Raw genomic sequence first — 25646 nt, 5'->3', positions numbered from 1 at the left:
AGTAAGCCGCCCGCCGCGCTGAGGCGCTATTCGACGGTGATCCCGCCGAGGGTGCGGGAGATCAGGTCGGGCAGCGAGCCGCCGTCGCGGGTCCAGTCGTCGAGGCAGATGCGGATGGTGCCCATCGCGAGCACGGCGAGCAGCCGCGGGCGGGGATCGTGTTCGGGAAAGCGTGGCGCCAGCAACCGCGCGATGGCGTGCTCGTAGCGCTGGTAGGTCTGCATGGTCCAGGCGTTGAGCGTCGGCGACGAGCGGGTGAGCCGGGCCAGTTCCCAGATCTCGTCGCGGTGGGCGTGGAACTCCCCGGCGAGTTCGGCGAACGCCGCGACCAGCGCCGCCTTGGCGGTCAGTGCCTCGGGCTGACGGGCGATCGCGTCGGTGACCATGGTCAGCCACGGGCAGGTGATGCCTTCGGCGATGGCGCTCTCTTTGGTCTCGTAGTAACGGAAGAAGGTCGCCCTGGCGACCTCGGCGTCGGCCGCGATCCGGTCCACCGTGGTGCCCGCGACCCCGTGCTCACCGGCGAGCCGGGCCGCCGACGCGGCGATGCGGGCGTTCGTCGCCCGCCTCTTGCGGGCGGCGAGCCCGTCCGGTTCACTGCGAGACATAGTCTCATTTTGGACCATGTCTCATCGAAGGGCCAGGCTGCCGTGGGCGAGAACCAGCGCAAGCAGATCGTCATGTCCGACGCCGAGATCGCGGCATTTCTCGAGGAGCAGCGCGTGGCGACGCTGGCGACGGTCGGACCGTCGGGCCAACCGCACCTGGTGGCGATGTGGTACGCCGTGCTCGACGGGGTGCTCTGGTTCGAGACCAAAGCGAAGTCGCAGAAGGCGGTGAACCTGCGCCGGGACGGCCGGGCGACGGTGATGATCGAAACCGGGCACACCTACGACGTGCTGCGGGGCGTGGCCATGGAAGGCCGCGCGGAGATCGTCGACGACCCGGACGCGCTGTGGGCGGTCGGGGTCAGCGTGTGGGAGCGGTACAACGGGCCCTACAGCGAGGAGGTCAAGCCGATGGTCGAGTTCATGCTCACCAAGCGCGTGGCCGTGCGGTTCGACGCCGAGCGGATCCGGTCGTGGGACCACCGCAAGCTCGGCCTGCCCTCACTCGAGATCGGCGGGAGCACCGCCGCGTACCTCTGAGAACCACGGGACCGCGCGAGGCGTGCGGTCCCGGTTCAACGCCCGCCGGGCCGCCGCGTACTGCGCGGCGCGGTCGAGATCCTTCTGCCGAGGGCGCGCGGGCAACCGATCGAGCACGGCTTCCGGCGCGCACACCTGGACCGGGACCCCGGCCAGCTGGACGAGGCTCGCCGTACGCGTGAGTTCGGCGTAGGTACCGGTGAGGGATGACGGCACGTCAACCATGCCGAGACGGGTCACGTACAGGTGATCCAGCCGTTCGGCGGTCGGTGGCTCCGGGGTCCACGCGCGGCACTGGTCCACTGACATCGAACCCGGCCATGACGGCACGTGCGCGGGCACCGCTTCCCACCGGAGCAGCAGGTCGGCGAGACGGCGCAGGTTGGCGGGCTCCAGCGAGGGCACCACGTCGAGATCGTTCGGCCGGAGATCGGCGCCGTGGAGCAGGAGGACGGCGGAACCGCTGAGCACCCAGTCGACCCGGTGCTCGTGCAATGCGCGCAGCAGCGGGGCGGGTTGCGGAACCGGACGGGATCGTGGGTCGAGCATTCGGGGCGCCCCCATTCCCCTGCCCTTTTCAAGGTATAGCGCACCAGGGGGCTTGCGGCAAGACCCGGGTGGTACCGCAGAATCACTCGCCGAAGCAGAACCGCGGGAAACACGCGGGGATTTGACAACGGGTGGACAATAAAAAATCGGCGTGCCCTCCAGAACCATTGGAGAACCCGCCGCATCTACGACCAGTTTAACCGCTGTGAGGGGCATGTGTCAAATCACGGGTACGAAGACGAATTGCGGTCCGAGCGCGAGCACATCACCGGGCTGTACGCGCGCCTCGACGCCGAGCGCGCGCGGGTGAAGCGCGAGTACCAGGCGTCGCTGGGCGGGAACGGCGTGGGCGCGATGGAGCGTGACGTCAGCGTGCGCGCGCTCGGCCGGGAGGTGAAACGGCTGGACGTGGTCGACAACGGACTGTGCTTCGGCCGCTTGGACACCGTTTCCGGGGAGGCTTACTACATCGGCCGGATCGGCCTTTTCGACGAGGAGAACGAGTACGAACCGGTGCTGCTCGATTGGCGGGCGCCGGCTTCGCGCGCGTTCTACGTGGCCACCGCGGTCAGTCCGGAGAACATGCGGCGACGCCGCCAGTTCCACACACGCGGGCGCCGGGTCCTCGATTTCACCGACGAGGTGTTCGGCCGTCCCGGTGGTGAAGAACGGGGTGACGCGGCCCTGCTCGCGGCGGTCAACGCGCCGCGCGGGGACGGGATGGGCGACATCGTGGCGACCATCCAGGCCGAGCAGGACGAGATCATCCGCCTCGACCACCCCGGCGTGCTGGTGATCGAGGGCGGGCCCGGCACCGGGAAGACCGTGGTGGCGCTGCACCGCGTCGCTTACCTGCTCTACACGCAGCGTGAGCGGATGGAACGCCACGGGGTGCTGGTGGTCGGGCCCAACCCGGCGTTCCTGAACCACATCGGCCGCGTGCTCCCGTCGCTGGGCGAGTCCGACGTGGTGTTCATGACCACCGGCGATTTTGTGCCCGGCCTGCACACCACCGCCGAGGACGAGCCGGAGGCCGCGCGGATCAAGGGCTCGCTGAAGATGCTGGACGTGCTCGCGGCGGCGATCGCCGACCGGCAGCGCCTGCCCGAGCAGCCGCTGCCGATCCCGCTGGCCGACGTCACGGTGCGGATCGACGCGGAGACCGCGGAATGGGCGCGGGAGGAGGCGCGCACCAGCGGCAAGCCGCACAACGAGGCCCGCGCGGTGTTCACCGAGATCGTCACCTACGTGCTCACCGAGCGGGCGATCGGCCGGATCGGCAAGGGCTGGCTGTCCCGTTCGGACCGTGACGCGTGGGAGGACCTGCGCTCCGACCTGCACAAGGAACTGGCGGAGAGCGAGCAGTTCGCCGCCGCGCTCGACGAACTCTGGCCGGTGCTGACGCCGCAGACGTTGCTCGGCCCGTTGCTCGCGTCGCGTGAGCGGTTGCGGGCGGCGGGCGCCGACGAGGTGCTGTGGCGTGCGGACGGCGAAGCCTGGACCACTTCGGACACTCCGCTGCTCGACGAGCTGGTCGACCTGCTCGGGCGCGACCCGGCGGCGGAGAAGTCCGCCGAGCAGGCGGCAGAGCGGGAGCGGCTGGCCGCGGCCGAGTACGCCGCCGGGGTGATGGACGTGATGAAGATGGACCGGGAGGAGATGGACGAGGACATCATGCTCTCGGCCGAGAACCTGCTCTACGCCGAGGACCTGGCGGACCGCTTCGTCGAGCACGACACCCGCGACCTCGTCGAACGCGCTTCGGCGGACCGGGACTGGACCTACCGGCACGTGGTGGTCGACGAGGCGCAGGAACTGTCCGAAATGGACTGGCGGGTGCTGATGCGCCGGTGCCCCAGCCGGTCCTTCACCGTGGTGGGCGACCTCGCCCAGCGCCGGTCGGCGGCCGGGGCGCGGGCGTGGGGGGATTTGCTGGACCGGTACGTGCCCGGCCGCTGGCTGTACCGGCCGTTGTCGGTGAACTACCGCACCCCGGCGGAGATCATGGAGGTGGCCGGCGCGCTGCTCGCCGAGTTCGCCCCGGGCACCAAGCCGCCGGAGTCGGTCCGCGCGTGCGGGGTGCGGCCGTGGTCGCGGCGGGTCACCGAGGACGAACTGGCTTCGGTCGTCGAGGAGTTCGTCCGGACCGAGGCCGGTCGGGAAGGCACCAGCGTGGTGATCGGGCCGCCGGGCGTGCCGGGTGCGGTGCCGCCGTCGGAAACGAAGGGCCTGGAGTTCGACGCGGTGCTGGTGGTGAACCCGGACCAGATCCTCGAAGGCCCGCGCGGCGCGGCGGAGCTCTATGTCGCCCTGACGCGAGCCACGCAGCGACTCGGCGTCCTGCACCAGGGCCCACTGCCGACGTCACTGTCCGGCCTGGCCGACGCGACCCCCGCCGAGGCGACGGTTTAGATGGTGCCGTGAATGGTGGCTTTCACGCGGCCGATTCTGCCGCCAATGCCACATTCACGGCACTCACAGCACCCCCCAGCCAACCCCACGAACCGCCGCCCGGCAACGACAGCCGACCACCTGGCCACCCAGCCCCTCCCCATCCCCGCTCCACAGCCAAAAACACGGCGAAGACCCCGATCAGCCCCGGTCGAGGCGGTATTCGGCGTGCACGAGTTCCAGCAGCTCGGTCACCGACGTGTCCGCGGCCGCGCGGTCGAAGGTGATTTCCCCGTGCTGCAACAGGTTCACCCGGTCGCAGACGTCGACGATCTGGGCGTAGTTGTGCGCGATGAGGATGATCGCGAGATCACCGCGTTGCTTCAGCTCGGCCAGCAACCGCAGGATCAGGCCGCTCTCCTTGGCACCCATCGCGGCCAGCGGTTCGTCGAGCAGCAGCAGTTTCGCGTTCGAGTGCACCGAGCGCGCGACCGCGATCGCCTGCCGCTGGCCGCCGGAGAGCAGGCCGACCTCGGCGGTCACCGAGGGGATGTCGATGCCGATCGAGTCGAGTGCCTCCCTCGCCCGGCGTCGCATCTCCTTGCGCTTCAGGAACGGGAACGGCTTGTGCACCAGTTCCTTGTTCAGGTGCAGGTTCAGGTACACCGGCAGGTCGTTGACCATCGCGAGGTCCTGGAACACCGTCTCGATGCCCAGCGAACGGGCGTGCACCACGGACTTGAGCGCGACCTCCTCGCCGTCGAACAGCAGCCGCCCGCCGTCGGGCTGGTGGTACCCGGTGAGGATCTTGATCAGGGTGGACTTGCCGGCGCCGTTGTCCCCGATGAGCCCGAGGATCTCGCCCCGGCGCACGTGCAGGTTGACGTCGGTGAGCGCGCTGACCGGGCCGAAGCGCTTGCTCACGTGCTCGGCCCGGATCACCGCGGGCTCTTCGGCGGTCATGACAGCTCCCGTGATCCGATGCGTTTGCGCAGCAGCAACAGTGAGACGTTGAGCACCATGGCGATCAGGATGGCCGCGCCGAGCACCACGTTGAACGCGTTCGCGCTGACCCCGGTCAGGTTGAACCCGTCGAACACGATGCCCAGCAGCAGGGCGCCGAGGAACGCGCCGACCACCGTGCCCGAGCCGCCGAGCAGCGCGGTGCCGCCGATCACCGCCGACGCGACCGCGAAGAACATCATGGTGAACCCGCCGTTGGTCGGGTCGTACGAGCCGACCCTGGTGCCCTGCAGGATGCCCGCCAGCCCGGCCAGCGTGCTGATCACCGCGAAGTTGACGATCTTGACCCGGTTGACCGGGATACCGGACTCCGCGGCACCGACCGGGTTCCCGCCGGCGGCCTGGGTGTGGATGCCGAACCTGGTCGCCGACAGCACCAGCTGCATCAGCGCCACGATCACCACCGCCCAGGCGAACTCCGACCAGCGCGCCCCGCCGAACACCTCGACCAGCCAGCCCTCCGACGGCGCGCCGACCGGGCGGGCGTCGGAGATGATCAGCACCAGTCCCTGGAGCAGGAAGGCCATGCCCAGCGTGGTGATGAACGACGGGATGTTGAGCACGGTCCGGATCAGCCCGTTGACCACGCCGATCGCCGTGCTCACCAGCACCGCGCCGAGCAGCGCGAGCCACAGCGGCGCGCCGTTGACCGAGAACAGCGTCAGGTTGAACGGCGCCAGGGTGAACACGAACCCCGCGGACAGGTCGATCTCACCGCAGATCAGCAGCATCACCTGGCCCGCGGCGATGATCGCCCATGGCGCCACGTACTGCGCGATCGTCTGGTAGTTCTCCGCGGAGTTGAACGCGTCGCTGGTCGCGGTGAAGTAGCCCGCCGCGGCGATGGTGACCAGCAGGATGCTCAGTTCCTTGACCCGCAGCACGCCGAGCAGGAAGGACCGCCCGGTGACCGGTTCCGGCATCAGTGCACTCCTCGGCCGCGCTCAGCGGGTCAGGGTCGACGGCGGCGGCAGGGGGATCGCGGGCGGCATGGGGACCAGCGCGTTGTTCGGGCCGCCTTCGAACTTGCTCCCGGCCGTGGCGTACGGCCCGGCGTTCTCCTTGGTCACGAAGGTCAGCCCGGTGTCGGTGACCGGGGGCGCGACCAGCGTGCCGGAGAGCCGGTACAGGTAGAGGTAGAGCACCGACAGGAAGCCCTGCAGGTACGGGGACTGGTCGATGGTGAAGTCCAGCGCGCCGGAGGAGACACCCTTGATGGTGTCGTCGAGCAGGTCGAACCCGCCGCCGCTGACCTTGCCCTGCAGACCGCGTTCGGTGATCAGGCTGGCGCAGGCCGCGGTGCTGCCCGCGTCGACCGCGTAGATCCCGCGCGCCCCGGGATTGCCGGTGAGCGCGGCGGTCATCGCGTTCAGCTCGCCAGCCTGCTCGGCGCCGGTGTTGACCGAGCGCACGGTCACGCCGGGCGCGGCCTGCTTGAGCGCGTCGGTGAGGCCGTCGAGCCGTGGCTGCACGTTGTTGCCGCCCGGCTGGGAAATGCCGACCAGGATCTCCCCGGAGGTGACCTTGGTGGCGATCCGCTGGCCCATCAGGAAGCCGGACAGGTAGAGGTCCTGGCCGACGTAGGCGAGCGCGTGGTTGCCCGCCGCGTTCGCGTTGTAGGCGATCACCGGGATGCCCGCGGCCAGCGCGCGCTTGGTCAGGTCGACGAAGGCGTTGTTGTCGGTCAGCGCGACCGCGATGCCGTCGACCTTGCTGTTGAGCGCGGTCTCCATCGCGCTGGCCATCTGCGCGACGTTGCCGTTCTCCGAACCGGTCCACTGCGGTTCGGGCAGGCCGAGCAGGGACGCGGCGTCGGCGAGGCCGGTGCGCGTCGGCACGAAGAAGGAGTTCGTGGTGACGTGGTTGATGAAGGCGAACCGCCAGTCCGGAGTGTCCGGAAAGGGCCCGGCGCCGGCGCCGCCGTTCTGGCCTTCCTGCACACCGGTGCACGCGGACAACAGCGCGCTCGCGGCGAGTGCGCCACCGCCCGCGCCCAGGTAGCTCAGGGCTTTTCTGCGGGAAGTGGTGCTTTCGGACTTCGCGAACCTCACTGTTCGACCCCGCATCCGTCTCGGCGGCAATGGGTGAATCATTCGATGATTCGCTCACGGAGTCAAGGGTGCCGGTTTGACTTCGGCCGGGGGCCCGCCGATGATCCGGAGGTGGAGAGCAGCAGTTCAGCGGCCGGTCCGCTCGGCAGGCACCGGACCATTCACGGCCAGGTCGTGGAGTGGATCGGGCGGCGCATCGTGTCCGGTGAGTTGTCCTACGGCAGCCGGTTGCCGAACGAGGCGGAGCTGGCCGCGCAGCTGAAGGTCAGTCGTGGCGGCGTGCGCGAAGCGGTCAAAGCGTTGGCGGCCAAGGGAATGGTCGACGCGCGACCCCGGCTCGGCACCCGGGTGCGGCCGCGCAACGAGTGGAACCTGATGGACCGCGAGGTGATCGACTGGCACGGTCAGGTCGCCGCGCCCGAGTTCCTCAACGACCTGCTGGAGCTGCGGCTGATGGTCGAGCCGGGCGCGGCGCAGCTGGCGGCCGAGCGGGCCACGCCGGAGCAGGTCACCACGCTGGAGACAGCCTACGAAGGCATGGCCAGGTACGCGCCGCGGCTGCCGGAGCAGGAACAGTCCTTTGTGGACGCCGACCTGACCTTCCACCTGACTTTGCTGCACGCCAGCGGAAACCAGCTGATCGAGCAACTGGGCAGGCTGCTGGAGACCAGCCTGCGCCACGGACTGGCGGCCAGTTCGCACGCGCCGGGCGGGGTGGAGGCCACCCTGCCGTTGCACCACGCCGTGCTGGTCGCCGTGCGCGGGCACCGGCCGGTCGCGGCGGCGCGGGCCATGCGCCGGTTGATCGAGACCACCACCAGCGCGGTCAGCCGGCTGGAGTAAGCCGGTATCGGCGGGCCACCCCGCCGGGGAGCAGGTGCTCGGCCAGCGGATTTCCGGTGCGCTGGGCGGGCAGTCCCATGTCGTGCATGAGTTCGTCGGCGCAGTGGATGTCGTAGGGCCCGAAGTCGTAGCCGCCGGAGCCGGGGAGTACGCGCTCCTGCCAGTCCAGGCGGGCGTCGACGGCCGCCCGCATCGCCGCTTCGTCCGGGGCGGTCTTCAACGCGCCAAGGAAGTGGCGGGCCAGCCACTGCGCGGTGAGTTCGACGCCCAGGATGTTGTTGAACACCTGCCGGAAACCGACAAAGCCCAGCCGGTCGGCGCCGGGCGGCACGATGCCCCGGTAGAGCCGCACCCGGCCGGTCGAATCGTGCACGCGCACCGAAGGATCCAGGAACGGGAAGACCTTGCGGTGGCCGGTGGCGAACACGACGACGTCGGCCGGGACCTCGTCGCCGGTCGCCAGCCGCACCCCTTCGCCGGTGAACGCGTCGACCTCGCCGAGCTTGGCGGTGATCTGGCCACGGCGGACGGCCCGCACGTACCCCGGCGGCATCACCCCGGCGTGTGCGAGGTGGAAGGGCAGGGAGCGATCGGGCCGCAGGTGCTTCGGCAGGCGGTACAACCCGGCGGACAACAGCATGTCGCGGGTGATGATCCACCACAGCACGCGCTTGACGCGGCTGTCGACGCGGTCGAGCGGGCGGACGCAGGCGGGATCGTGGTAGCGGGGGAGGAGCGCCTCACCGAACCTGGTCATCAGGATCCACTTGTAACCGACGGTGCCCAGCAGCAGGCGCTGGGGAACCATCCAGTTCACCTTGCGCTGCACGAGCGTGACTTCCCTGGCCAGGCGAGCGGCGTGCGTGGCCAGGTCCAGCGCCGACTTGCCACCGCCGACCACCACCACCCGGCGACCGGTGAACATCCCGGCGCGCACTTCGTTGGAGTGCACCACGGTTCCGCCGAACAGGTCGCGTCCGGGCAGGTCGGGAAGGTGCCCGTGGTGGTGGGCTCCGCTGGCGACGGCCACGTAGTCGAACGTTTCGGCTTCCTCGTGTTCGACCACCCAGCCGGCGGCGCCCGTCCGCCCCGGCCCGTCGACCGGCCGGACGGAAACCACCTCGGTATCCGGGCGAACGCGGTCCAGCACACCGAACGTCCTGGCGTAGTGCTCCAGATAGCGCTGGCTCTCGGCCGCGCTCGCATAGTGCAGGCGGCTGGGCAGATCGGCGAACTCGAACAACCGGCGGGAGGACTGGTTGGCCAGCCCGGGATAGCAGCCATCCGGCGCCCAGATCCCGCCGACCCGGTGGTACTTGTCGAACACGGTGACGTCGAAACCGTGCTCCAGCAACACTTTCGCGGTGACGATCCCCGCGGGCCCGGCCCCGACCACACACGCTTTCATCGCCACCCCCAACAGGGGAACGAGCATACGCCGGTTGTCCAGCGCCCAGGTTCAGGCGCTTTCGCTGCCGCGGAACGGGGCGAGCGCGGCGTTGCCGCCGTTGACGTCGGCGGCCTGGGCGTGCAGCGCGGTCGAACAACGGCCCAGCAGCGCGATCAGGGTTTCGCGCTCCTCGTCGGTGAAGGCGTCGCCGAGTTCGCGTTCGATGGCGACGGCGGCCGCGTCGGCGATCTTCAGCGCTTTGGTGCCCGCGTCGGTGAGTTCGATGCTGCGGACGTTGAGGTGGTTGGGATTGGGCCGGCGCGCGATCAGGCCCTTCGCCTGCAGGTTGGCCAGGATGGTCGCCATGGTCTGCGGGGTCACCAGGCTGAGCCTGGCCAGTGCCGCCGCCGAGGCACCGGGGTTCTGGGAGAGCAGCGCGAGCGCGGTGTACTGCGGAACGGTCAGGCCGCTCGGCTTGAGTCCGGCGTGCTTGAGCGCCATGAGTTCCTGTTCCACGCGCTTGACGTGGTAACCGACGCGTTCCTGGGCGGGCATTGACACACCTGGATTTTACGCTATCGCCAGCATGCTGCCCTTTAGCAGAGTTCTGTCATTGTGGAGAGGGCTGATGTCGTGGGGAACAGCGAGCAAGCCAGAAGCAGCCGGCGGTCGTTCCTGACCAGGAGCCTGTCGGCGGGAGCGGGACTGGCCGGGAGCACGGTCCTCGGTGGTGCGGCCGGCGCGCCGCCCGCCGCGGCCGAACCCGCCCCGCCGCCGGAAACGCGCAAGGTCACGCTGTCGGTGAACGGCACGCGCACCACGCTGGACCTCGACGTCCGCGCGAGCCTGCTGGACACCCTGCGTGACCGCGTCGGGCTCACCGGCGCCAAGAAGGGCTGCAACCAGGGTGCCTGCGGGGCCTGCACGATCCTGGTCGACGGCCGCCGGACGTTGTCCTGCCTGACCATCGCCGCCCGGTACGAGCAGCGCGAGATCACCACGGTCGAAGGATTGGCCGGCGGTGACGCTCTGCACCCGGTGCAGCGCGCCTTCGTCGAGCACGACGGTTTCCAGTGCGGTTTCTGCACCCCCGGCCAGGTGATGTCCGCGGTGGGACTGCTGGCCGAACGCCCGGACGTGCCCGACGCGGAGATCCCGGAGCTGATGAGCGGGAACCTCTGCCGGTGCGCGGCGTACCAGAACATCACCGCCGCGATCCGCGACGCGCGCGGGACGGTGTGACGTGCGGACGTTCGCACTGGACCGCCCGGCCACCGTCGCCGAGGCCGTCGGCCTGCTCGCCGGTGACCCGGCCGCGCAGGTGATCGCGGGTGGCACCGATCTGGTCACGCTGATGCGGGACGGCGTCAGCGCACCGGCGCGGCTGGTGGACATCAGCGGGCTCGGCCTGGACCGGATCGAGTGGCTGCCGGACGGCACCCTGCGCATCGGCGCGCTCTGCGACAACGCACCTGCCGACCAGCGCCTGCGCACCGAGTTCCCGGTCGTCGTCGAGGCGCTGCGCTCGGGGGCCTCCCCGCAGATCCGGAACATGGCCACGGTCGGCGGCAACCTACTGCAGCAGCCGCGCTGCCCGTACTTCCGGCTGCCCGAATTCGCCTGCAACCGGCGGAATCCCGGCAGCGGGTGCGCCTCGATCGCCGGGGACAGCGCGAAGCAGGCGATCTTCGGCGCTTCCGACGCGTGCGTCGCGGTGCATCCGTCGGATCTGGCGGTGGCGTTGCAGGCGCTGGAGGCGTTCGTGCTCGCGCAGGGTCCGGCCGGGGTGCGGCGGATCCCGATGGACGAGTTCCACCGGCTGCCCGCGACCACCCCGCACATCGGTCACTCGCTGCGGCCGGGGGAACTGGTGATCGGCGTGGAGATCCCGCCACGGCACCACGGCCGCCGGTCGCACTACGTCAAGTTCCGCGACCGGGCCTCGTTCGCCTTCGCGCTGGTGTCCGCGGCGGTCGCGGTGGATCTGCGCGGCGGGAAGGTGGCCGTGGCACGGGTGGCGCTCGGCGGGGTCGCGGCCAAACCGTGGCGCGCGCTGGACGCCGAGCGGGTGCTGGCCGGTCGTCCCTTCGGCCAGGCCGCCATCGACGCCGCCGCGGCGGCCGCGGTGAACGGCGCGGTTCCGCGCCCGGACAACGCGTACAAGGTCGAACTGGTGCGCCGGGTGGTCCGCCGGGCGCTGACCGAACTGGGGGAAAGCTGATGCGGCAGGCGGAGTGGACCGAACCCATCGGAGCGCCGATCACCAGGGTGGAGGGCGCGGACAAGGTGACCGGCCGGGCCGTGTACACCGCCGACGTCCGGGTGGCCGGGGTCGCCGAGGCGGTGCTGGTCGGCAGCGCGATCTCGGCCGGGCGGGTGCGGTCCATCGACACGACCGAGGCGCGGGCGGCACGCGGGGTGCTGGCCGTGCTCACCCACCAGAACCGCCCGGCCTGGCAGGGACAGCCGAGCATCCCGTACTACACCGAAACCCGGCTGCCGCTGGCCGACGACCAGATCCACGCCGGAAACCAGTGCGTCGCGATGGTCGTGGCGGACACGCTCGAACAGGCCGAGCACGCCGCGTCCCTGGTGCGGGTCGACTACGAGCACCGCGAGCCCGTTCCCACGCTCGACGCGGCACGGCCGTCGGCCTATCCGCCGACCGGCCCGTACGTCGCGCGGTTCCCGGCGGGGTACCAGCGCGGCGATTTCGCGGGGGCGTTGTCCTCGGCCGCGCACACCGTCGACGCGGAATACCGGACCGCGGCGGTTTCCCACACCCCGATGGAACCTTCGGTCACGCTCGCGTGGTGGGACGGCGACCGCCTCACCGTGCACGACTCCAGCCAGGCGGTCCACGTGCACCGAGCCTCGATCGCCACCGCGTTCGGCCTGCCCGCCGAGCGGATCCGGATGATCTCGTCGCTGGTCGGCGGGGGTTTCGGCAACAAGTCCTACGTCTTCGGCCACACCCTGCTCGCGCCGATGGCCGCTCGGGTGGTCCAGCGCCCGGTCCGGCTCAACCTGACCCGCAAGCAGGCCTTCACCGGAACCGGGCACATGCCGGAGACCATTCAGCGGGTCCGGCTCGGCGCCGACGGATCGGGCAGGCTCACCGCGCTCGGGCACGACTCGGTGAACCCGACCCCGCCGGTGGACGACCGCCACGAAACCGTCACCCGCTCCACCCACGCGTTCTACCCGGCGCCGCACCTGCTGGCGCGTGAACTCGTGGCGAAGGTGAACATGGGCATGTCCGTGGCGATGCGGGCACCCGGTGACACCCCCGGCCAGTTCGCGATCGAATGCGCGCTGGACGAACTCGCGCACGAGATCGGCATCGACCCGGTGGAACTGCGCCGCCGCAACTTCTCCGAGAAGCACGCGCACACCGGAAAACCGTGGGGTGGCAACCGGATCCTGCGTTGCTACGACCTCGGTGCCGCCGAATTCGGCTGGGCCTCGCGCGAGGCCCGTCCCGGTTCGATGCGCGACGGCGACGACCTCGTCGGCTTCGGCATGGCCGCGGGCATCCGGGCCGAGCACGCCACCGCCGCCCGCGCGCGGGTGGAACTCACCGCCGACGGCCGGGCCGCGGTCCACACCGCCACGCAGGAGATCGGCGGTGGCACGCTGACCACCCTGGTGCAGGTCGCCGCGTCCGGACTGGGCCTGCGACCGGACCAGGTGCGCATCGAGGCCGGTGACACCGACCTGCCACCGGGAGCGCCGACCTTCGGCTCGATGACCTCGGGCAGCACCGGCACGGCGGTGCAGCGGGCCGCGGAGAACGTCCGGTCGGCGGCGGTGCGCCTCGCCGTGCAGGATCCCGGCTCACCGCTGCACGGTCTCGCGCCGGAGGCGGTGGCCGCCGCGGACGGCAGGTTGTTCGCGCGCGACGATCCCGGCCGTGGCGAGCGCTACGCGGATCTCCTCGCACGGCACGGCATCGGCGCGTTGCGGGACGAGGGCCGCTACGACCCGCTCACCGCAGAGGCGAATCCGTTCGCACTGGCCACGTTCGGCGCGCACTTCACCGAGGTGCGGATCGACCGCGAGCTGTCGAGGGTGCGGGTCGTCCGGCACGTCGCCGTGTTCGACTGCGGGCGCGTGCTCAACACCAGGACGGCGGAGAACCAGGCCCGCGGCGGGATCATCTTCGCGATGGGCGGCGCGCTGATGGAGCGCCAGGTGGCCGATCCGGTGTCGGGCAGGCTGATCACGCCCGCGCTGACCGACTACCACGTGCCGGTCCACGCCGACATCGGCGACATCCGTGTGCGGTTCATCAACGAGGCGGAGACCAACGCGCATCCGGTGGGAGCGAAGGGACTCGGCGAGATCTGCGCGATCGGCATCGCCCCGGCGATCGCGAACGCGGTTTTCCACGCCACCGGAAAACGCGTCCGCGATCTGCCCATCACGCCGGAAAAGCTGTTGTAGCGGCGTCAGGGCTTCGGGATGGCGACCGCGTTGTAGGGCGTGGCCGGGGTGGGCGGGGTGGAGAACCTGGCGTTGGGCAGGTACAGGCGGTTGCCGTAGGCGGCGATCGTGGTGGGCACGTCGAAGCGCGGGTCGGTGATCCGCTCGCGCAGCTTCGCCTGGCTGCCGTCCTCGGCGATGGTGAACACGGCGACGGCGTTGGACCGGTTCTGCACCACGTACAGCGTGCGCCCCCGGACCAGCAGGCCGTCCCCGTTGGTCACGGCCTCACCGCCGAGGTCGACCAGTTCGGTCACCCCGGTCTTCTTGTCCACCAGGTGCAACTGGGCGGTGACGGACTGCACGACCAGCAGTGACCGCCCGTCGGGGGTTTCGGCGATGCCGTTCGCGTTGAAGGCACCGGGCGTCACCACGAAGTCGCCGGTGAGCGGCAGCGCGGTGTGGGTGTCCGGGAGCTTGCCGTGCTTGCCGAAGGCCACGCGGTAGAGCACGGCCTTGCGGGAGTCGGTGAAGTACGCGGCCTCGTCGGTGATCACCACGTCGTTGACGAAGGTGTCGGCGTCGGTGGCGAACTTGTAGCTCTTGATCAGGTTTCCGGTTTTCGCGTCCACCACCCGCGCGTCGCCGGCGGCGCCACCGGCGACGAACAACCGGCCGCGCTTGTCGGTCTTCAGCCCGACCGACGGCGTGCCGGGTCCCTGGCTGAACACCTCGCCCTTCCCGGTACGGAGGTCGACGCGGAGCAGGTCGCCGTCGGCGAGGGAGCCGAAGTAGGCGGTGGGGGCGTGGCCGATCGCGATGCCCTCGGGCTGGAATCCTTCGGGCAGCGGGAATTCGGTGGGGTACGGGGGCGAGGGCGCGGCCACGGCCGGCGCGGTGGTCACGAGTGAAACGCCGAGCATCACGGCGGCGAGCGCGCCGAAGGTGCGGGACATGCTTCTCCTCAGGAAGTTCGAGCCTGCTGGCAGGGAGAAGTCTTCCGCGTCCGCGAGTGCGGCGAAATGGATCAACCGGATGAACCGGAAGCGCTGTTCGGCGGCCGTGGCCCCGGGTGGGGTGCCCCGGGACCACGGCCTTCCGGTCAGCTCGCGTCCGGCAGGTGGATGTCGCTGACGCGCACGTCCACCGCCGCGACGTCGAGCCCGAGGAACTGCTCGACGGCTTCGATCACGTCGACACGCAGCTGCTCGGCCACTGCCTTGACCGCGTGCCCGAACACGATCACGAGCGAGATCTTGACAGTGACGACGTCACCTTCGATGGCGACGGCGACGCCCTCGCCGAGGTCGTGCACACCTTCGGCCTTGCGGGCCACCATGTTCACCACCTTCGAGACGACTTCGTCGTCCACCGAGGTGGTCCCGCGCGCGGCCGCGGCGGCGCGGACCGGGACGGCGGCGTCGACGAGGACCGCTTCGTCCTCGTCGTCTTCGGTGGCACCTTCGAGGATCTCCTCTTCTTCGGCGACGTCCTCGTCGGCGGTCTCGTCCTCGTCGAGGTTCTCGGCTTCGCCGGAGTCCTCGGCCTCTTCGGAGTTCTCGATTTCTTCGGTGTCGTCGGCCTCTTCGGTGTCGTCGGCCTCTTCGGTGGTGTCGGTCTCGTCGACGTCTTCGGCCACGTCGTCGGCGCCCTCGTCGACGTCTTCGTCAGCGTCTTCGGCGGAGTCGTCTGCGGTGGCGGCGTCGTTCTCGGCGGGCGTGGCTTCGGCCGTGTCCTCCACGTCGTTCTCGGCGACGGTCTCCGAGGTGCGGTCCGAAGTCTCGTCCGCCGTCTCGTTCACCCCGGCCTCGGCCGGGATCGTTTCGGTGGCAACGGTTCCGGGCTGGGCGGTGGCGGAACCGGCGGCGTACTCATCGGACCTGGACGTGCGGCCGAAGATGCTGTTGATGACCTCGGACATAGTTACCCCTTCTCGGGCGCGACGACGACTTCGGGCGGCCGCGAACCCGTTCCCGCTTCCGAGATTCCCTTGTCTCCCAGCGGGGTTCGGCTCGCGCGGCGGGCCATGCCACCGCAGTGGTAGGGCCTTGGCGGCACCGCCGTCAAGGCCTTCACCGGAACTTCGGCCCGCTGACACCGAACCGCAATCGGCGGACCCGGTTCTGTCCTCTTTTTGTCAGCCCAGGATCTCCACGTACCCGTCGGTGCCGTGGACGCGGATCCGCTGCCCGTCCTCGATCAGCCGGGTGGCCTGGTCCACGCCGACGACGGCGGGCAGGCCGTACTCCCTGGCGATCACCGCGCCGTGGGTCATCAGCCCGCCGACTTCGGTCACCAGTCCCGCGATCGCCACGAACAGGGGCGTCCAGCTGGGATCGGTGTAGGCGGTGACCAGGATGTCGCCCGACTCGAGTTCGGCCCGCGACATGTCCACGACGACCCGCGCCCGGCCTTCGACGGTCCCGCCCGAGACCGGCAGTCCGGGCAGCGCACCGTCCGGGACGTCGTCGCGCCGGTACTCGCCGGTGAGGGCCTCACCGTCCGACGTGATGACCCGGGGCGGCGTGAGCGCCGCGTACGTCTGGAACGCCCGTCGCCGCTCCAGAACGAGTTCGGCGTCCACCTCGTTCGTGCGCACGACCTCGTGGAACTCCTGGAGCCGCAGGTAAAAGACGTCGTCGCGGGTGCGCAGGACACCGGACCGGACGAGGCGGTCGGCCTCCCGCAGCAATGCCTGCTTGTAGAGGAAGTAGCGGTTTATCATGCCGTACTTGGGGTACTCCCGGAATCCGGCGAAGGTGCGGAGCCGGTCGATCATCCGCTTGGTCTCCTCGGCCTTGCCCTCGCCGTCGGGCAGGGCGCGCAGCCGCGTCAGCACGTCCTCCTCTTTCCGTTGCGCCTCTTGGAGTCCCTGCTCGAATCGGTGCTTCCCGGCGCCCGGCTCGAAGTTCCTGACGTTGCCGAGAATCACCGGCACGAGCATGGCCGGGCGCTCGCTCCAGCGTGTCCTGGTGATGTCGATCTCGCCCGCGCACCGCATGCCGTACTCGTCGAGGTAACCCTGGATGGCGTCCCGGGCCGCGCGTCCGCCGTCGAGCCCGGCCAGTTCCTCCAGGAAGTCCTCGCGGCCTTCGTCCACCACCTGCTGAAGGAACGCCACGACGTCCGCGTGCGGCCGGATCGTGTCCGCGACGTCGAGCAGCGCCAGCCCCATCTCCGAGGTGACGTTGTGCGGCACGGACTGCGAAAGGACGTCGACCGCGTTCTTCTCGCCCAGCCACTCCGCGAGGTTCCTGTTGAGCCAGCTGGTCGTGGTCATCACCGCCATGATCACCTGGCTGCTCCGCGGGCTGAACAGGATCCGCTTCAGCTCCGCGAGGTCGGCCAGGATGAAGTCGATCAACGCCGTCCCGGACAGCGGCTCGATCTCGCGCCGCAGGGTGGCCACGGACTCCTGGGTCTGCGCGATCAGCTCGGTGACCACGGCCGGATCGGTCTCGATGGCGGCGGGCGGGGCACCGGCGGGCCCGCCGCTCTCGTCCGGGAGCGAGGGGATGAAGTCACCGCGGTCGAGCACGGTCCGCAGGGCGTCGACGACCAGCGGGTCGGCGTCGCCGAAGGCGCCCAGGATTCTGGCGCGGCCCTTGGGCGTCGCCAGATCAGGAGCGACGTCGACGAACATCCGCCCGCCGGCTTCGTGCACCTGGCGCGGGGTCGTCAGCCGCCACAGTGACAGCCCCAGCGGCTTCATCGCGTCGGTCATCATCTGCTGGTGGCCGACCGAGACGTAGACGTGGTTGTCCTGGTCCCCGGACTCGGGAATGGGGAACAGGGTGGTGATCGGGCGGCTCTGGACGATGTGGAACTCGTCGCCGGCCAGGCACCACTCGACGTCCTGCGGCCGCCCGAAGTGCGCTTCGAGGTGTCGGCCCAGCCGCACCAGTGCCACGGCCTGCGCCTCGGTCAGCGTCGGCTCCGACTGGCGCTCCGGCTCGATCGGCGCGTCCCGGGTGCCGCCGTCCGGCGACGCGTGGACGGCGAGTCGTTTCACGGCGATCGCCTTGGTGACGACCTCGTTGTCGCTGACGGTGTAGACGTCGGCATTCACGAGGCCGGAGACCAGTGCCTCCCCGAGCCCCCAGCCGGCTTCCACGGTGGCGACCTTGCGGTTCGACGTCACCGGGTCCGCGGTGAACAGGATCCCGGCCACTTCCGGGAACACCATCCGCTGCACGACCACGGCCATCAGGACGTCCCGGTGGCCGAACCCGTTGTGCAGCCGGTAGGTCACCGCGCGATCGGTGAACAGCGAGGCCCAGCACCGCCGGACGTGCCGCAGGACCTCGTCCGCGCCCACCACGTTCAGGTAGGAGTCCTGCTGCCCGGCGAAGGACGCGGTCGGCAGGTCCTCGGCCGTGGCGCTGGACCGCACCGCGCAGGGTGTCCGCTCGCCGAGCCGGGCGAGCGACTCGGTGATCGCCGTCACCAGCTCGTCGGGCATCGTGACGTTCTCGATGATCTCGCGGACCTCGGCGCTCAGTGCGCCGATCCCGGTGTGGTCGTCCGGCTTCAGGTTGGCCAGCCGGTCGAGGCGCTCATCGATCGACGGCACCGAGGCGATGATCCGCCGGTAGGCGTCGGTCGTCACGCAGAAGCCGTCCGGGACGCGGACGCCGTCGATCCGGGAGAGTTCTCCGAGATGCGCCCCCTTGCCGCCGACCTCCGCGAGGTTGGTCCGGTCGATCTGCTCGAAGCCCAGCACGTAGTGCAATTCCGTGTCCCCATCGTTCGTCGTTCAGGTTCGCGACGGGCAGTATGGAGCAGATTCGCGCGCCTCATGAGGCGCCGGAATCTGCTATAACCTGAAAGGGGAGGCCGGAGTACCGGCGCACCGTGGAGTAAACGCGGCACCTCCCGGGTTGTAGCGGCCATGAGCCTTCGTCAGTACGAATACGCCCTGGCCGTGGCCGAAGAGGGATCGGTGACAGCCGCGGCGGAGGTGCTGCACGTGGCGCAGCCGTCGGTGTCCCAGCAGATCCGCGGACTGGAGCGTGAACTCGGCGTGCGCTTGTTCGACCGCACGCCGACCGGGCTGGTGCCGACCGCGGTCGGCCGCGCGTTCCTGCGGGAGGCGGAGGTCGCGGTGAGCGCGTCGCGGCGGGCGAGGGCGACGGCGCGGGCCGGTGCCGACGAGCTGGTGGGCGAGCTGGTGGTCGCGGTGCAGATGGGCTTCGGCACGCCGCAGCTGCCGCGTGCGCTGGGGGTGCTGCGCCGCCGCTTCCCGCGGCTGGAGGTCACCGTCTTCGAGGAGCCGAGTTCCGTCGAGATGGAACGCCTGGGCCGCCGGAACGTGCTGGACCTCGCCCTGATGGCCTCGTGCGAGCAGACCCCGGCCGACGCCCACCACCTCGGCGACGAAGAGTTCGTCGTGGTGCTGGGCGCCGGCCATCGGCTGCTCGACGCGGAACGGGTCGCCCTGCGTGAACTGGCGGGGGAGCCGTGGGTGCGGTTCGACCGCGACAGCGCACTCGACGGCGTGCTGCTGGCCGTGCTGCGGGACAACGAGCTGACCCCCACCACGGCCGCCCGCGTGTCCCAGACCGCGACGGCCGTGCGGTGGGCCGCCCACGGTCTGGGCGTGACGCTGGTCCCGGCTTCCGTGGTGCCCCACGGTTACGAGCACTTGGTGCGTCCGTTGCTTCCGGCCGTTTCCCAGCCCGTCGTCGCCGTGATCCGGCAGCGTCCGGGCCCGGCGGAGGCGGCACTGCTCGAACTCCTGCGGCAGACCTGGCACGGCTCCGCCGCACTGGCCGGTTAGAAGACCGCGCCACCTGCGTCGACGTGGAACGTAGTGCCGTTGACGTAGCTGGCACGAGGAGAAACGAGGAAGCAGATCGCCTCCGCGATCTCTGTCGGGCCGGCCGTCCGCGCGAGCCCCAGGTCCTTGGCGATGCCCTCGTTGCCACCGTCGGCCAGCACGCCTTCGGTGCGGGTGGGGCCGGGAGCGACACTGTTGACCCGGACGCCGCCTTCGGCGAACTCCGTCGCCCAGGTGCGGGTCAGCGCCGCCAGCGCCGCCTTGGACGCGCTGTAGACGGAGGCGCCGGGAAAGCCCCGGTGCGCCGCGAGCGAGGTGACGTTGACGATGGAGCCTTCTCCTTTCTCGAGCATGTGCGGCACGAGCGCGGCGACCAGGAAGTAGGCACCGCGCACGTTGGTGTCGAAGATCCGCTCGTAGTCCGCCACGCTCTGGTCGACGGTGAGCGAGGTGGGGAAGGCGCCCGCGTTGTTGACCAGGATGTCGACCGGACCGCTCCGGCGGCCCAACTCGGCGACCGAGTCCGGTTCGGACAGGTCGGCTGGGACGAATCGGGCCAGGCCGTCCTCCGCCACGGCGTTCTCGCCGCGCTGGCGGTCGCGTCCGGTGATGACCACTTCGGCGCCCGCGCGGGCCAGCAACCGGGCGGTCGCCCGGCCGATACCGGAAGTGCCGCCGGTGACCAATGCGGTTTTGCCCCGCAATTCCATTTGGTGTTTCCTTTCGGGAGTTTCAGCCCATGGGGAATTCGCCGCCGTCGACGATGAGATTGCGCCCGGTCAGCCAGCTCGCCCGGCTGGAAACGAGGAACAGCACCGCGTTGGCGATGTCGTCGGGGTGGCCGTCGCGGCCCAGCGGCACGGTGGGGCCGTCGCTCTGGTCCGGTGCCACGCCCATGCGCTCGGCCACCTCCGCCCACTGCTCGCGCGTCGCCTCACCGCCGGGGGTGGCGACGCGGCCGGGAGCCACGGCGTTGACCCGGACGCCGAACGGCGCCAGCTCCGCGGCCAGCCCGCGGCTGTAGGTCTCCAGTGCCGCCTTCGCCGCCACGTAGTGCAGGAACGGTGGTACTTCCGGGGTGAGGACCGCGGCCGAGGAAATGTGCACGATCGTTCCCGAACGACGTTCCCGCATTTCCGGTGCCAGCAACGAGTCCAGTCGTACCGAAGCCAGGTAGTTCAGGTCCAGCGCGTCCTGCCATTCCTCGTCGGGAATGGCGGAGCTGCCTTCGTGTGGCCGTGCCCCGCCCGCGTTGTGGACCAGGATGTCCACCCCGCCGAGCTTCTCCCGCGCGGCCGCCGCGAGCGCCTCCGCGCCGGCCCTCGTCCGCACGTCGGCGGGCACGAAGGCGGCCCCCTCCGGAACCGTGTTCGTCGCCGACCTGGCGGTGGTGAGCACCTCGGCGCCCGCGTCCAGGAGCTGACGCACCACGGCCGCCCCGATGCCGCGGGAACCACCCGTGACCAAGGCCCGCTTTCCCGCGAGTTCGCGCGTCGACGAGCCGTTTTCGAGCGTGGTCATCCCTTTTTCCTTTCGATTTCGTGAAGCTGTTTCACGGTACGGCCGGAAAAGAGTGGAAGGCAAAGACGAAATGTCAGCAGACCCTATAGGAAACGCCTATGGCAACCCACGGTTGAGCGCTAGCGTCAGAGCGGTCCCGACTCGCCGAGCTGGCGCATGACGTCGTCCACCTGGGTGCGGGTCAGTGGGTCGGCGGAGAGCGGGTGGGCGGCGTCGGCGCGCAGGCCGTCGAGGAGGAAGCCGATGCTGCGCCGCCACGCGTCGGGGGCGGTGTCGGCGGTGTGCCGCACCAGCATGGCGTTCGACCAAAATACGAAGATCATGTCCTCCCGGGTGAAATCGGCGCGCAGTGCGCCGGCTTTCTGCGCCCGCTCGATGATTTCGCGTTCCCGTTCCTCGGTGACCCGGCAGACCACGGCGAGCTGCTCGGCGGCGTACCGGCGGGAGATCACGTCGTTGAGCGCGGGGTCGCAGGCCTGGATGCGGGAGACGTCCTCGACGTACCCGGCGAAGCCCTCCCACGCGTCCTCGCAGGCCAGCGCCCGTTCCGCCACCTCACCCAGCGCGGAGACGGCGAGGTCGGGCATGACCGCGTCGATCAACCCCTCGCGCGAGCCGAACCGGTGGTACACCGTGCCCTTGCTCACCCCGGCCCGCTCGGTGATCTCCGCCAGCGGCGCGTGCAATCCCTTCTCGCGGAAGACCTCCACGGCCGCGGCCTTGAGCTTTTCCACGTTGCGGCGTGCGTCGGCGCGTAGTTCGGCCTGTGCCATCGGACCTCCGGCTAACTTGACTCTGGTCTCAAGTTTAGTGCTACGCTGCCACGGTAGAACTTGGGGCATGGGTCAAGATAGGTGGTTGGTCCGATGGGCGACACGGAAGAGCAGACCGAGCTGGTGATGATCGAGGCCGACGACGGTGACGTCTGCGGCATCGACGGCTCCGGTTGCTGAAGGAGAGCTTGGTGAAGATCGAAGTCTGGTCCGACATCGTCTGCCCGTGGTGCTACATCGGCCAGCGGCGGCTGGAGAAGGCGCTCGCGAGCTACGAGGGCACCGCCGAGGTGGTCTGGCGCAGCTTCCAGCTCGACCCCACCCAGACCCGCGGCGAGAACGTTCCCACCGTCGAGATGCTCTCGCGCAAGTACGGCGTGAGCCCGGCCGAGGCCGCGGCGATGAACGACCGCGTCACCGGCCTGGCCGCTGAGGAAGGGCTGACCTACCAGCTGGACAAAGCCCTCACCGCCAACACTTTCGACGCGCACCGCCTCGCCCATTTCGCCGCTACCCGTGAGCTGGGCAACGCGATGCACGAGCGGCTGCTGCGCGCCGCGCTGACCGAGGGGGAAGCCGTCGACCACACGGACACGCTCGTCCGCCTGGCCACCGAGGTCGGCCTGCCCGCCGAGGAGGCCAGGGCCGTGCTGGACGGCGACGACTTCGCCGAGGACGTCCGGGCCGACATCGCCGACGCCCACGCGCTCGGTGCGCGCGGCGTGCCGTTCTACGTCATCGACCGCGCCTACGGCATCTCCGGCGCCCAGCCGGCCGACGCCATTCTCGACGTCCTCCGCAAGGCATCGTCCACAGTGGCGTCCTGAATCAGGCGGTGTTTGTTTGTAAGCGGCGGAGCCGCTTGCGGTGGGCCGTCAGCTGGCACCGCTACCCGCACCGCCACGCAAACGCTGTCAAAACAACGACCTACAGGGCTTCGAGCCGGGCTGGTACGTGCTTGTGCCAGGGCGTACCGGCCCATTCGTCGCGGTCTTCGGCGGCGGTGAGTTCGTTCGGCGCGACGCCCGTGCGTTCCCGCACCGTCAGGCCGAGGCCGTTCGGCAGCGAGATGTGGCCGGGCTGCATGGCGTCGGTGGGGTCCACCGGCACCTCGGTGCTGCCGCGACGGGTGGTCAGCCGGACGTGGTCGCCGGCCTCGACTCCCAGTCGCGCGGCGTCGGTGACGCTCATGCGCAGGCGGCCGTCCGGATCACGCCGTCGCCAGCTCGGGTCGCGCATGATCGTGTTGGCGGTGAACGCGCGCCGCTCCCCGGCGGACAACACGAACGGCCAGTCCGGATCCGGCCGCGGCTCGGGCCGGTCCCGCAGTGCCGCCACCGCGGCGAGCAGTTCGGGCACATCGAGCTGGACCCGCGGCCTCGGCAGGCGCTGCCACGACGCGTCCTGGTCGTCGTCGGTGAACTCGATGCCGTGCGGGCTGTCGATGATCGCGGCGAAAAGCCGTTCGCCCGCTTCGAATCCGGAGCCGTACCCGGCCTTCTCGACACCTGCCGGGTTCTTGCGCGCGCATTCGTGCGCGGCCATCCACAACACGGCCGCGGCCGCGGCGTCGTGCGGCAGGGTCGGGCCCAGCGTCCGGTACAACAGCACCGGCGCGAGCCGCCGCTTCGCCGGATCGGCCATCAGCGCGAGAAACGCCTGGGCGAATTCCGCGCGCCCGCGAGACGCGGCCTCACGCAACGGCGCGTAGTCCTCGTCGGAAAGCACGCCTGCCGCTTCGACGAGCCTGGCGTGGATCTCCGGCTCGGACAGCACGCCTTCGGGCGCCGGCACCACAGGGTGCCGCAGGTGGAACACATTGCGCGGGAAGTCGAAGTTGAAGAACGTGGCCTCGAACTTCTCGAACTGCGTCGGCGCGGGCAGCACGTAGTCGGCCAGCCGCGCGGTTTCGGTCATCGCGATGTCGATGACGACCACGAGTTCCAGCGCCCGCAACGCCTCCCGCATCCGCGCCGAGTCGGCCAGCGAATGCGCCGGGTTCGCGCTCTCGATCAGCATCGCGCGGTAGCGGGCAGGATGATCGGTGAGGATTTCCTCGGCGATCACGTTGCAGGGCACCAGACCGCTGATGATCCGCGCGCCGGCGACCGGGCTGCGCGGGCCGTCGGCCCGGCCCCGGTCACGGCCGAGCGGTACCAGGCTGGACGGCACGTACTGCGCGCCGCGCTTGCCGAAGTTGCCGGTGAGCAGCCAGATCAGCTTCTCGACGTAGCTCACCAGCGTGGAGTCGCGGTTCATCTGCACACCGAGGTCCTCGAACACGGCGACCGACTCGGCGGCGGCGATCCGCGCCGCGGTTTCCCGCACCCGGCTCTCCTCGACACCCGCGATGACGCAGTACTCGCCGACCGGCACTTCTTCGAGGACCGAGGTGACCGCGGCCAGGCCGTCCGCGTGCTCGGCGAGCCAGTCCGCGGCGATCAGGTTCTCCTGGACGAGCACCGCGGCCAGCGCGGTCAGCAGGTAGAGGTCGGTGCCGGGGCGGACCTGGAGGTGGAAGTCGGCCAGGTCCGCGGTGTCGGTCCGCACCGGGTCGATCACGATCATCGACCGGGCCGGGTCCTTCGCGATCTCCTTGAGCACCGCGCGGGCCCGTGGGAAACCATGGGACTGGTAGGGGTTCTTGCCGATGAACAGCGCGACCTCGCAGTGCTCGAAGTCCGCGCGGGTGATGTGGCCGAGCATGCGCGCGCTCACCCAGAACTCGCCGGTCTTCTCCTGCGCCAGCGCGGACGAGCGGTAACGGGCGCCGAACGCGCTGAGCGTGGCGGGGGAGTAGGACCCGCCGAGGTGGTTGCCCTGGCCGCCACCGCCGTAGTAGAAGATCGTCTCGCCGCCGAAGGTATCGCGCACCTCGCCCAACCGGGCCGCGATCTCGCTGATCGCGGTGTCCCAGCCGATTTCCTCGAAGGTGCCGTCGGCGCGGCGGCGCAGCGGGCTGGTCAGCCTGCCGGTGCTGCCGTTCTGGTACAGGTCGAGGCGAAGCGCCTTGTTGCAGGTGTAACCCGCCGAAGCCGGGTGCTGCTTGTCGCCGCGGATCTTCTCGAACGACCCGTCGTCACCGACCAGGATCTCGATGCCGCAGTTGCACTCGCAGAGGATGCACGCGTTGGGTTTCCACATTGGACATACTCCTACCGGGTCCGGTCGAGCAGGGGGCCGATCTCGGCGAGGACGTCGTCGAGCGGGCCCAGGTCGCGGTGTGCCCGGCAGAGGATGACCGCACCCTCGATCGCCGAGACCACCAGTGTCGCCAGCCGTTGCGCCCGCTCCGCCGGGAAACCACCGGCGGCCAGCACCTCGGCCAGGCTCGCCTGCCAGCGCGCGAAGATCTCCCGCACCAGCTCGGCCGCGTCGGGAAGGTGCTCGCGGCTGTCCACGGCCATCGCGACCACCGGGCAGCCCGCCCGGTAGTCGGTTTTGGTCAGCGCCCGCTTCCAGAACCGGACGAGGTGTTCCAGCGTCTGCTGGGCGTCCCCTTCGGCCCGCGAACTGTCGACCATGGCGGCGATGTAGTCACCGGCCTGCCGGACCGCGCCGAGGACCAGCTCGTTCCGGCCGCCGGGGAAGTGGTGGTACACGGACCCGCGTGGTGCCCCGCTGCGCTCCAGCACCGCGTCGACCGTCACCCCGGCGGCGCCGCGCTCCCGCAACAGCAGCACGGCGCTGTCCAGCATTCGCTGCTTCGTGCCGCGCCGGTCCCGACCGCTCATGAATCAGGAGTATGACATG

23 protein-coding genes are annotated in these 25646 nt (G+C 70.3%); 8 read left to right on the top strand and 15 right to left on the bottom strand.

What is annotated here, in order from left to right; genetic code table 11:
- Positions 1–26: 26 nt before the first annotated feature.
- Entirely contained in the window at positions 27–608 is a 582-nt protein-coding gene (locus YIM_RS29965; protein ID WP_153033525.1) for a TetR/AcrR family transcriptional regulator, read from the bottom strand.
- 42 nt (positions 609–650) lie between these two features.
- Between YIM_RS29965 and YIM_RS29960 the strand changes: the two genes are divergently transcribed.
- Positions 651–1148: a pyridoxamine 5'-phosphate oxidase family protein gene (locus tag YIM_RS29960; RefSeq protein WP_153037329.1), complete on the top strand. Its 498-nt coding sequence runs from the start codon at positions 651–653 to the stop codon at positions 1146–1148.
- Here the strand turns inward: YIM_RS29960 and YIM_RS29955 are convergent.
- Entirely contained in the window at positions 1110–1697 is a 588-nt protein-coding gene (locus YIM_RS29955) for a hypothetical protein (RefSeq protein ID WP_153033524.1), read from the bottom strand. The two genes, YIM_RS29960 and YIM_RS29955, sit on opposite strands and share 39 nt — an antisense overlap.
- A gap of 216 nt (positions 1698–1913) precedes the next feature.
- Here YIM_RS29955 and helR point away from each other — a divergent pair, with 216 nt between their 5' ends.
- On the top strand, positions 1914–4109 hold the full coding sequence (gene helR / locus YIM_RS29950) for an RNA polymerase recycling motor ATPase HelR (protein ID WP_194239792.1): 2196 nt from the start codon (positions 1914–1916) through the stop codon (positions 4107–4109).
- Between the two features lie 180 nt (positions 4110–4289).
- Here the strand turns inward: helR and YIM_RS29945 are convergent, their stop codons facing one another.
- Genes YIM_RS29945 through YIM_RS29935 form a run of 3 tightly spaced genes read right to left on the bottom strand, consistent with a single transcriptional unit; the run spans position 4290 to position 7162 of the window.
- On the bottom strand, positions 4290–5051 hold the full coding sequence (locus tag YIM_RS29945) for an ATP-binding cassette domain-containing protein (RefSeq protein WP_153033522.1): 762 nt from the start codon (positions 5049–5051) through the stop codon (positions 4290–4292).
- A complete protein-coding gene (locus YIM_RS29940; protein WP_153033521.1) occupies positions 5048–6034 on the bottom strand; it encodes an ABC transporter permease in 987 nt (328 codons plus the stop codon). The genes YIM_RS29945 and YIM_RS29940 overlap by 4 nt, the downstream gene beginning before the upstream one ends.
- Before the next feature lie 21 nt (positions 6035–6055).
- Positions 6056–7162 (bottom strand): sugar ABC transporter substrate-binding protein, encoded by a 1107-nt coding sequence (locus YIM_RS29935; protein WP_228004092.1) that lies wholly within the window; start codon positions 7160–7162, stop codon positions 6056–6058.
- Positions 7163–7273: 111 nt separating this feature from the next.
- Between YIM_RS29935 and YIM_RS29930 the strand changes: the two genes are divergently transcribed.
- Positions 7274–8005: a FadR/GntR family transcriptional regulator gene (locus YIM_RS29930; protein WP_228004091.1), complete on the top strand. Its 732-nt coding sequence runs from the start codon at positions 7274–7276 to the stop codon at positions 8003–8005.
- Here the strand turns inward: YIM_RS29930 and YIM_RS29925 are convergent.
- Positions 7989–9413, bottom strand: coding sequence for an NAD(P)/FAD-dependent oxidoreductase (locus YIM_RS29925; RefSeq protein WP_228005038.1), 1425 nt, complete (start codon positions 9411–9413; stop codon positions 7989–7991). The genes YIM_RS29930 and YIM_RS29925 overlap by 17 nt on opposite strands.
- Positions 9414–9464: 51 nt before the next feature.
- Positions 9465–9950 carry a MarR family winged helix-turn-helix transcriptional regulator gene (locus YIM_RS29920; protein WP_153033517.1) on the bottom strand — a complete coding sequence of 162 codons (486 nt, stop codon included), beginning with the start codon at positions 9948–9950 and terminating at the stop codon, positions 9465–9467.
- Between the two features lie 78 nt (positions 9951–10028).
- On the opposite strand from YIM_RS29920, the gene YIM_RS29915 reads away from it, so the two are divergent.
- The 3 genes from YIM_RS29915 to YIM_RS29905 are packed head-to-tail and all read left to right on the top strand — an operon-like array spanning position 10029 to position 13841.
- Positions 10029–10637 carry a (2Fe-2S)-binding protein gene (locus YIM_RS29915; RefSeq protein ID WP_370468896.1) on the top strand — a complete coding sequence of 203 codons (609 nt, stop codon included), beginning with the start codon at positions 10029–10031 and terminating at the stop codon, positions 10635–10637.
- A 1-nt stretch (position 10638) separates the two neighbouring features.
- Positions 10639–11616: a xanthine dehydrogenase family protein subunit M gene (locus tag YIM_RS29910; protein WP_153033516.1), complete on the top strand. Its 978-nt coding sequence runs from the start codon at positions 10639–10641 to the stop codon at positions 11614–11616.
- On the top strand, positions 11616–13841 hold the full coding sequence (locus YIM_RS29905) for a xanthine dehydrogenase family protein molybdopterin-binding subunit (RefSeq protein WP_153033515.1): 2226 nt from the start codon (positions 11616–11618) through the stop codon (positions 13839–13841). Before YIM_RS29910 ends, YIM_RS29905 begins: the two co-directional genes overlap by 1 nt.
- A gap of 5 nt (positions 13842–13846) precedes the next feature.
- On the opposite strand, the gene YIM_RS29900 is transcribed toward YIM_RS29905, so the two are convergent.
- The 3 genes from YIM_RS29900 to rph all read right to left on the bottom strand — a co-directional run bounded on the left by YIM_RS29900 (position 13847) and on the right by rph (position 18543).
- Complete coding sequence (locus YIM_RS29900; RefSeq protein WP_153033514.1) at positions 13847–14776, bottom strand: SMP-30/gluconolactonase/LRE family protein; 930 nt, start codon at positions 14774–14776, stop codon at positions 13847–13849.
- A gap of 146 nt (positions 14777–14922) precedes the next feature.
- Positions 14923–15741, bottom strand: a complete 819-nt coding sequence (locus YIM_RS29895; protein ID WP_153033513.1) for an Asp23/Gls24 family envelope stress response protein — start codon at positions 15739–15741, stop codon at positions 14923–14925.
- A 216-nt stretch (positions 15742–15957) separates the two neighbouring features.
- Positions 15958–18543 (bottom strand): rifamycin-inactivating phosphotransferase, encoded by a 2586-nt coding sequence (rph, locus tag YIM_RS29890; RefSeq protein ID WP_228005036.1) that lies wholly within the window; start codon positions 18541–18543, stop codon positions 15958–15960.
- 168 nt (positions 18544–18711) lie between these two features.
- Here rph and YIM_RS29885 point away from each other — a divergent pair, with 168 nt between their 5' ends.
- Positions 18712–19599: a LysR family transcriptional regulator gene (locus tag YIM_RS29885; RefSeq protein WP_153033511.1), complete on the top strand. Its 888-nt coding sequence runs from the start codon at positions 18712–18714 to the stop codon at positions 19597–19599.
- Here YIM_RS29885 and YIM_RS29880 read toward each other — a convergent pair.
- The 3 genes from YIM_RS29880 to YIM_RS29870 all read right to left on the bottom strand — a co-directional run bounded on the left by YIM_RS29880 (position 19596) and on the right by YIM_RS29870 (position 21893).
- The gene (locus tag YIM_RS29880) at positions 19596–20309 is read right to left on the bottom strand and encodes an SDR family NAD(P)-dependent oxidoreductase (RefSeq protein WP_153033510.1); all 714 of its coding nucleotides are present in this window, start codon (positions 20307–20309) and stop codon (positions 19596–19598) included. The genes YIM_RS29885 and YIM_RS29880 overlap by 4 nt on opposite strands.
- Before the next feature lie 22 nt (positions 20310–20331).
- Positions 20332–21120, bottom strand: a complete 789-nt coding sequence (locus YIM_RS29875; protein WP_153033509.1) for an SDR family oxidoreductase — start codon at positions 21118–21120, stop codon at positions 20332–20334.
- A gap of 125 nt (positions 21121–21245) precedes the next feature.
- Entirely contained in the window at positions 21246–21893 is a 648-nt protein-coding gene (locus YIM_RS29870) for a TetR/AcrR family transcriptional regulator (RefSeq protein ID WP_153033508.1), read from the bottom strand.
- Between the two features lie 191 nt (positions 21894–22084).
- Here YIM_RS29870 and YIM_RS29865 point away from each other — a divergent pair, with 191 nt between their 5' ends.
- Positions 22085–22720, top strand: a complete 636-nt coding sequence (locus YIM_RS29865) for a DsbA family oxidoreductase (protein WP_153033507.1) — start codon at positions 22085–22087, stop codon at positions 22718–22720.
- Positions 22721–22820: 100 nt separating this feature from the next.
- On the opposite strand, the gene YIM_RS29860 is transcribed toward YIM_RS29865, so the two are convergent.
- Together YIM_RS29860 and YIM_RS29855 are read right to left on the bottom strand one after the other, a co-directional pair.
- Positions 22821–25037: a molybdopterin-dependent oxidoreductase gene (locus YIM_RS29860; RefSeq protein WP_153033506.1), complete on the bottom strand. Its 2217-nt coding sequence runs from the start codon at positions 25035–25037 to the stop codon at positions 22821–22823.
- A gap of 11 nt (positions 25038–25048) precedes the next feature.
- Positions 25049–25627 carry a TetR/AcrR family transcriptional regulator gene (locus tag YIM_RS29855; RefSeq protein ID WP_228004090.1) on the bottom strand — a complete coding sequence of 193 codons (579 nt, stop codon included), beginning with the start codon at positions 25625–25627 and terminating at the stop codon, positions 25049–25051.
- Positions 25628–25646 lie beyond the last annotated feature (19 nt).

It is taken from the genome of Amycolatopsis sp. YIM 10 (genome assembly GCF_009429145.1).
Lineage (GTDB): Bacteria > Actinomycetota > Actinomycetes > Mycobacteriales > Pseudonocardiaceae > Amycolatopsis.
Note: the sequence above shows the minus strand (reverse complement) of the source record. Positions and strands in the feature narration are given on the sequence as shown.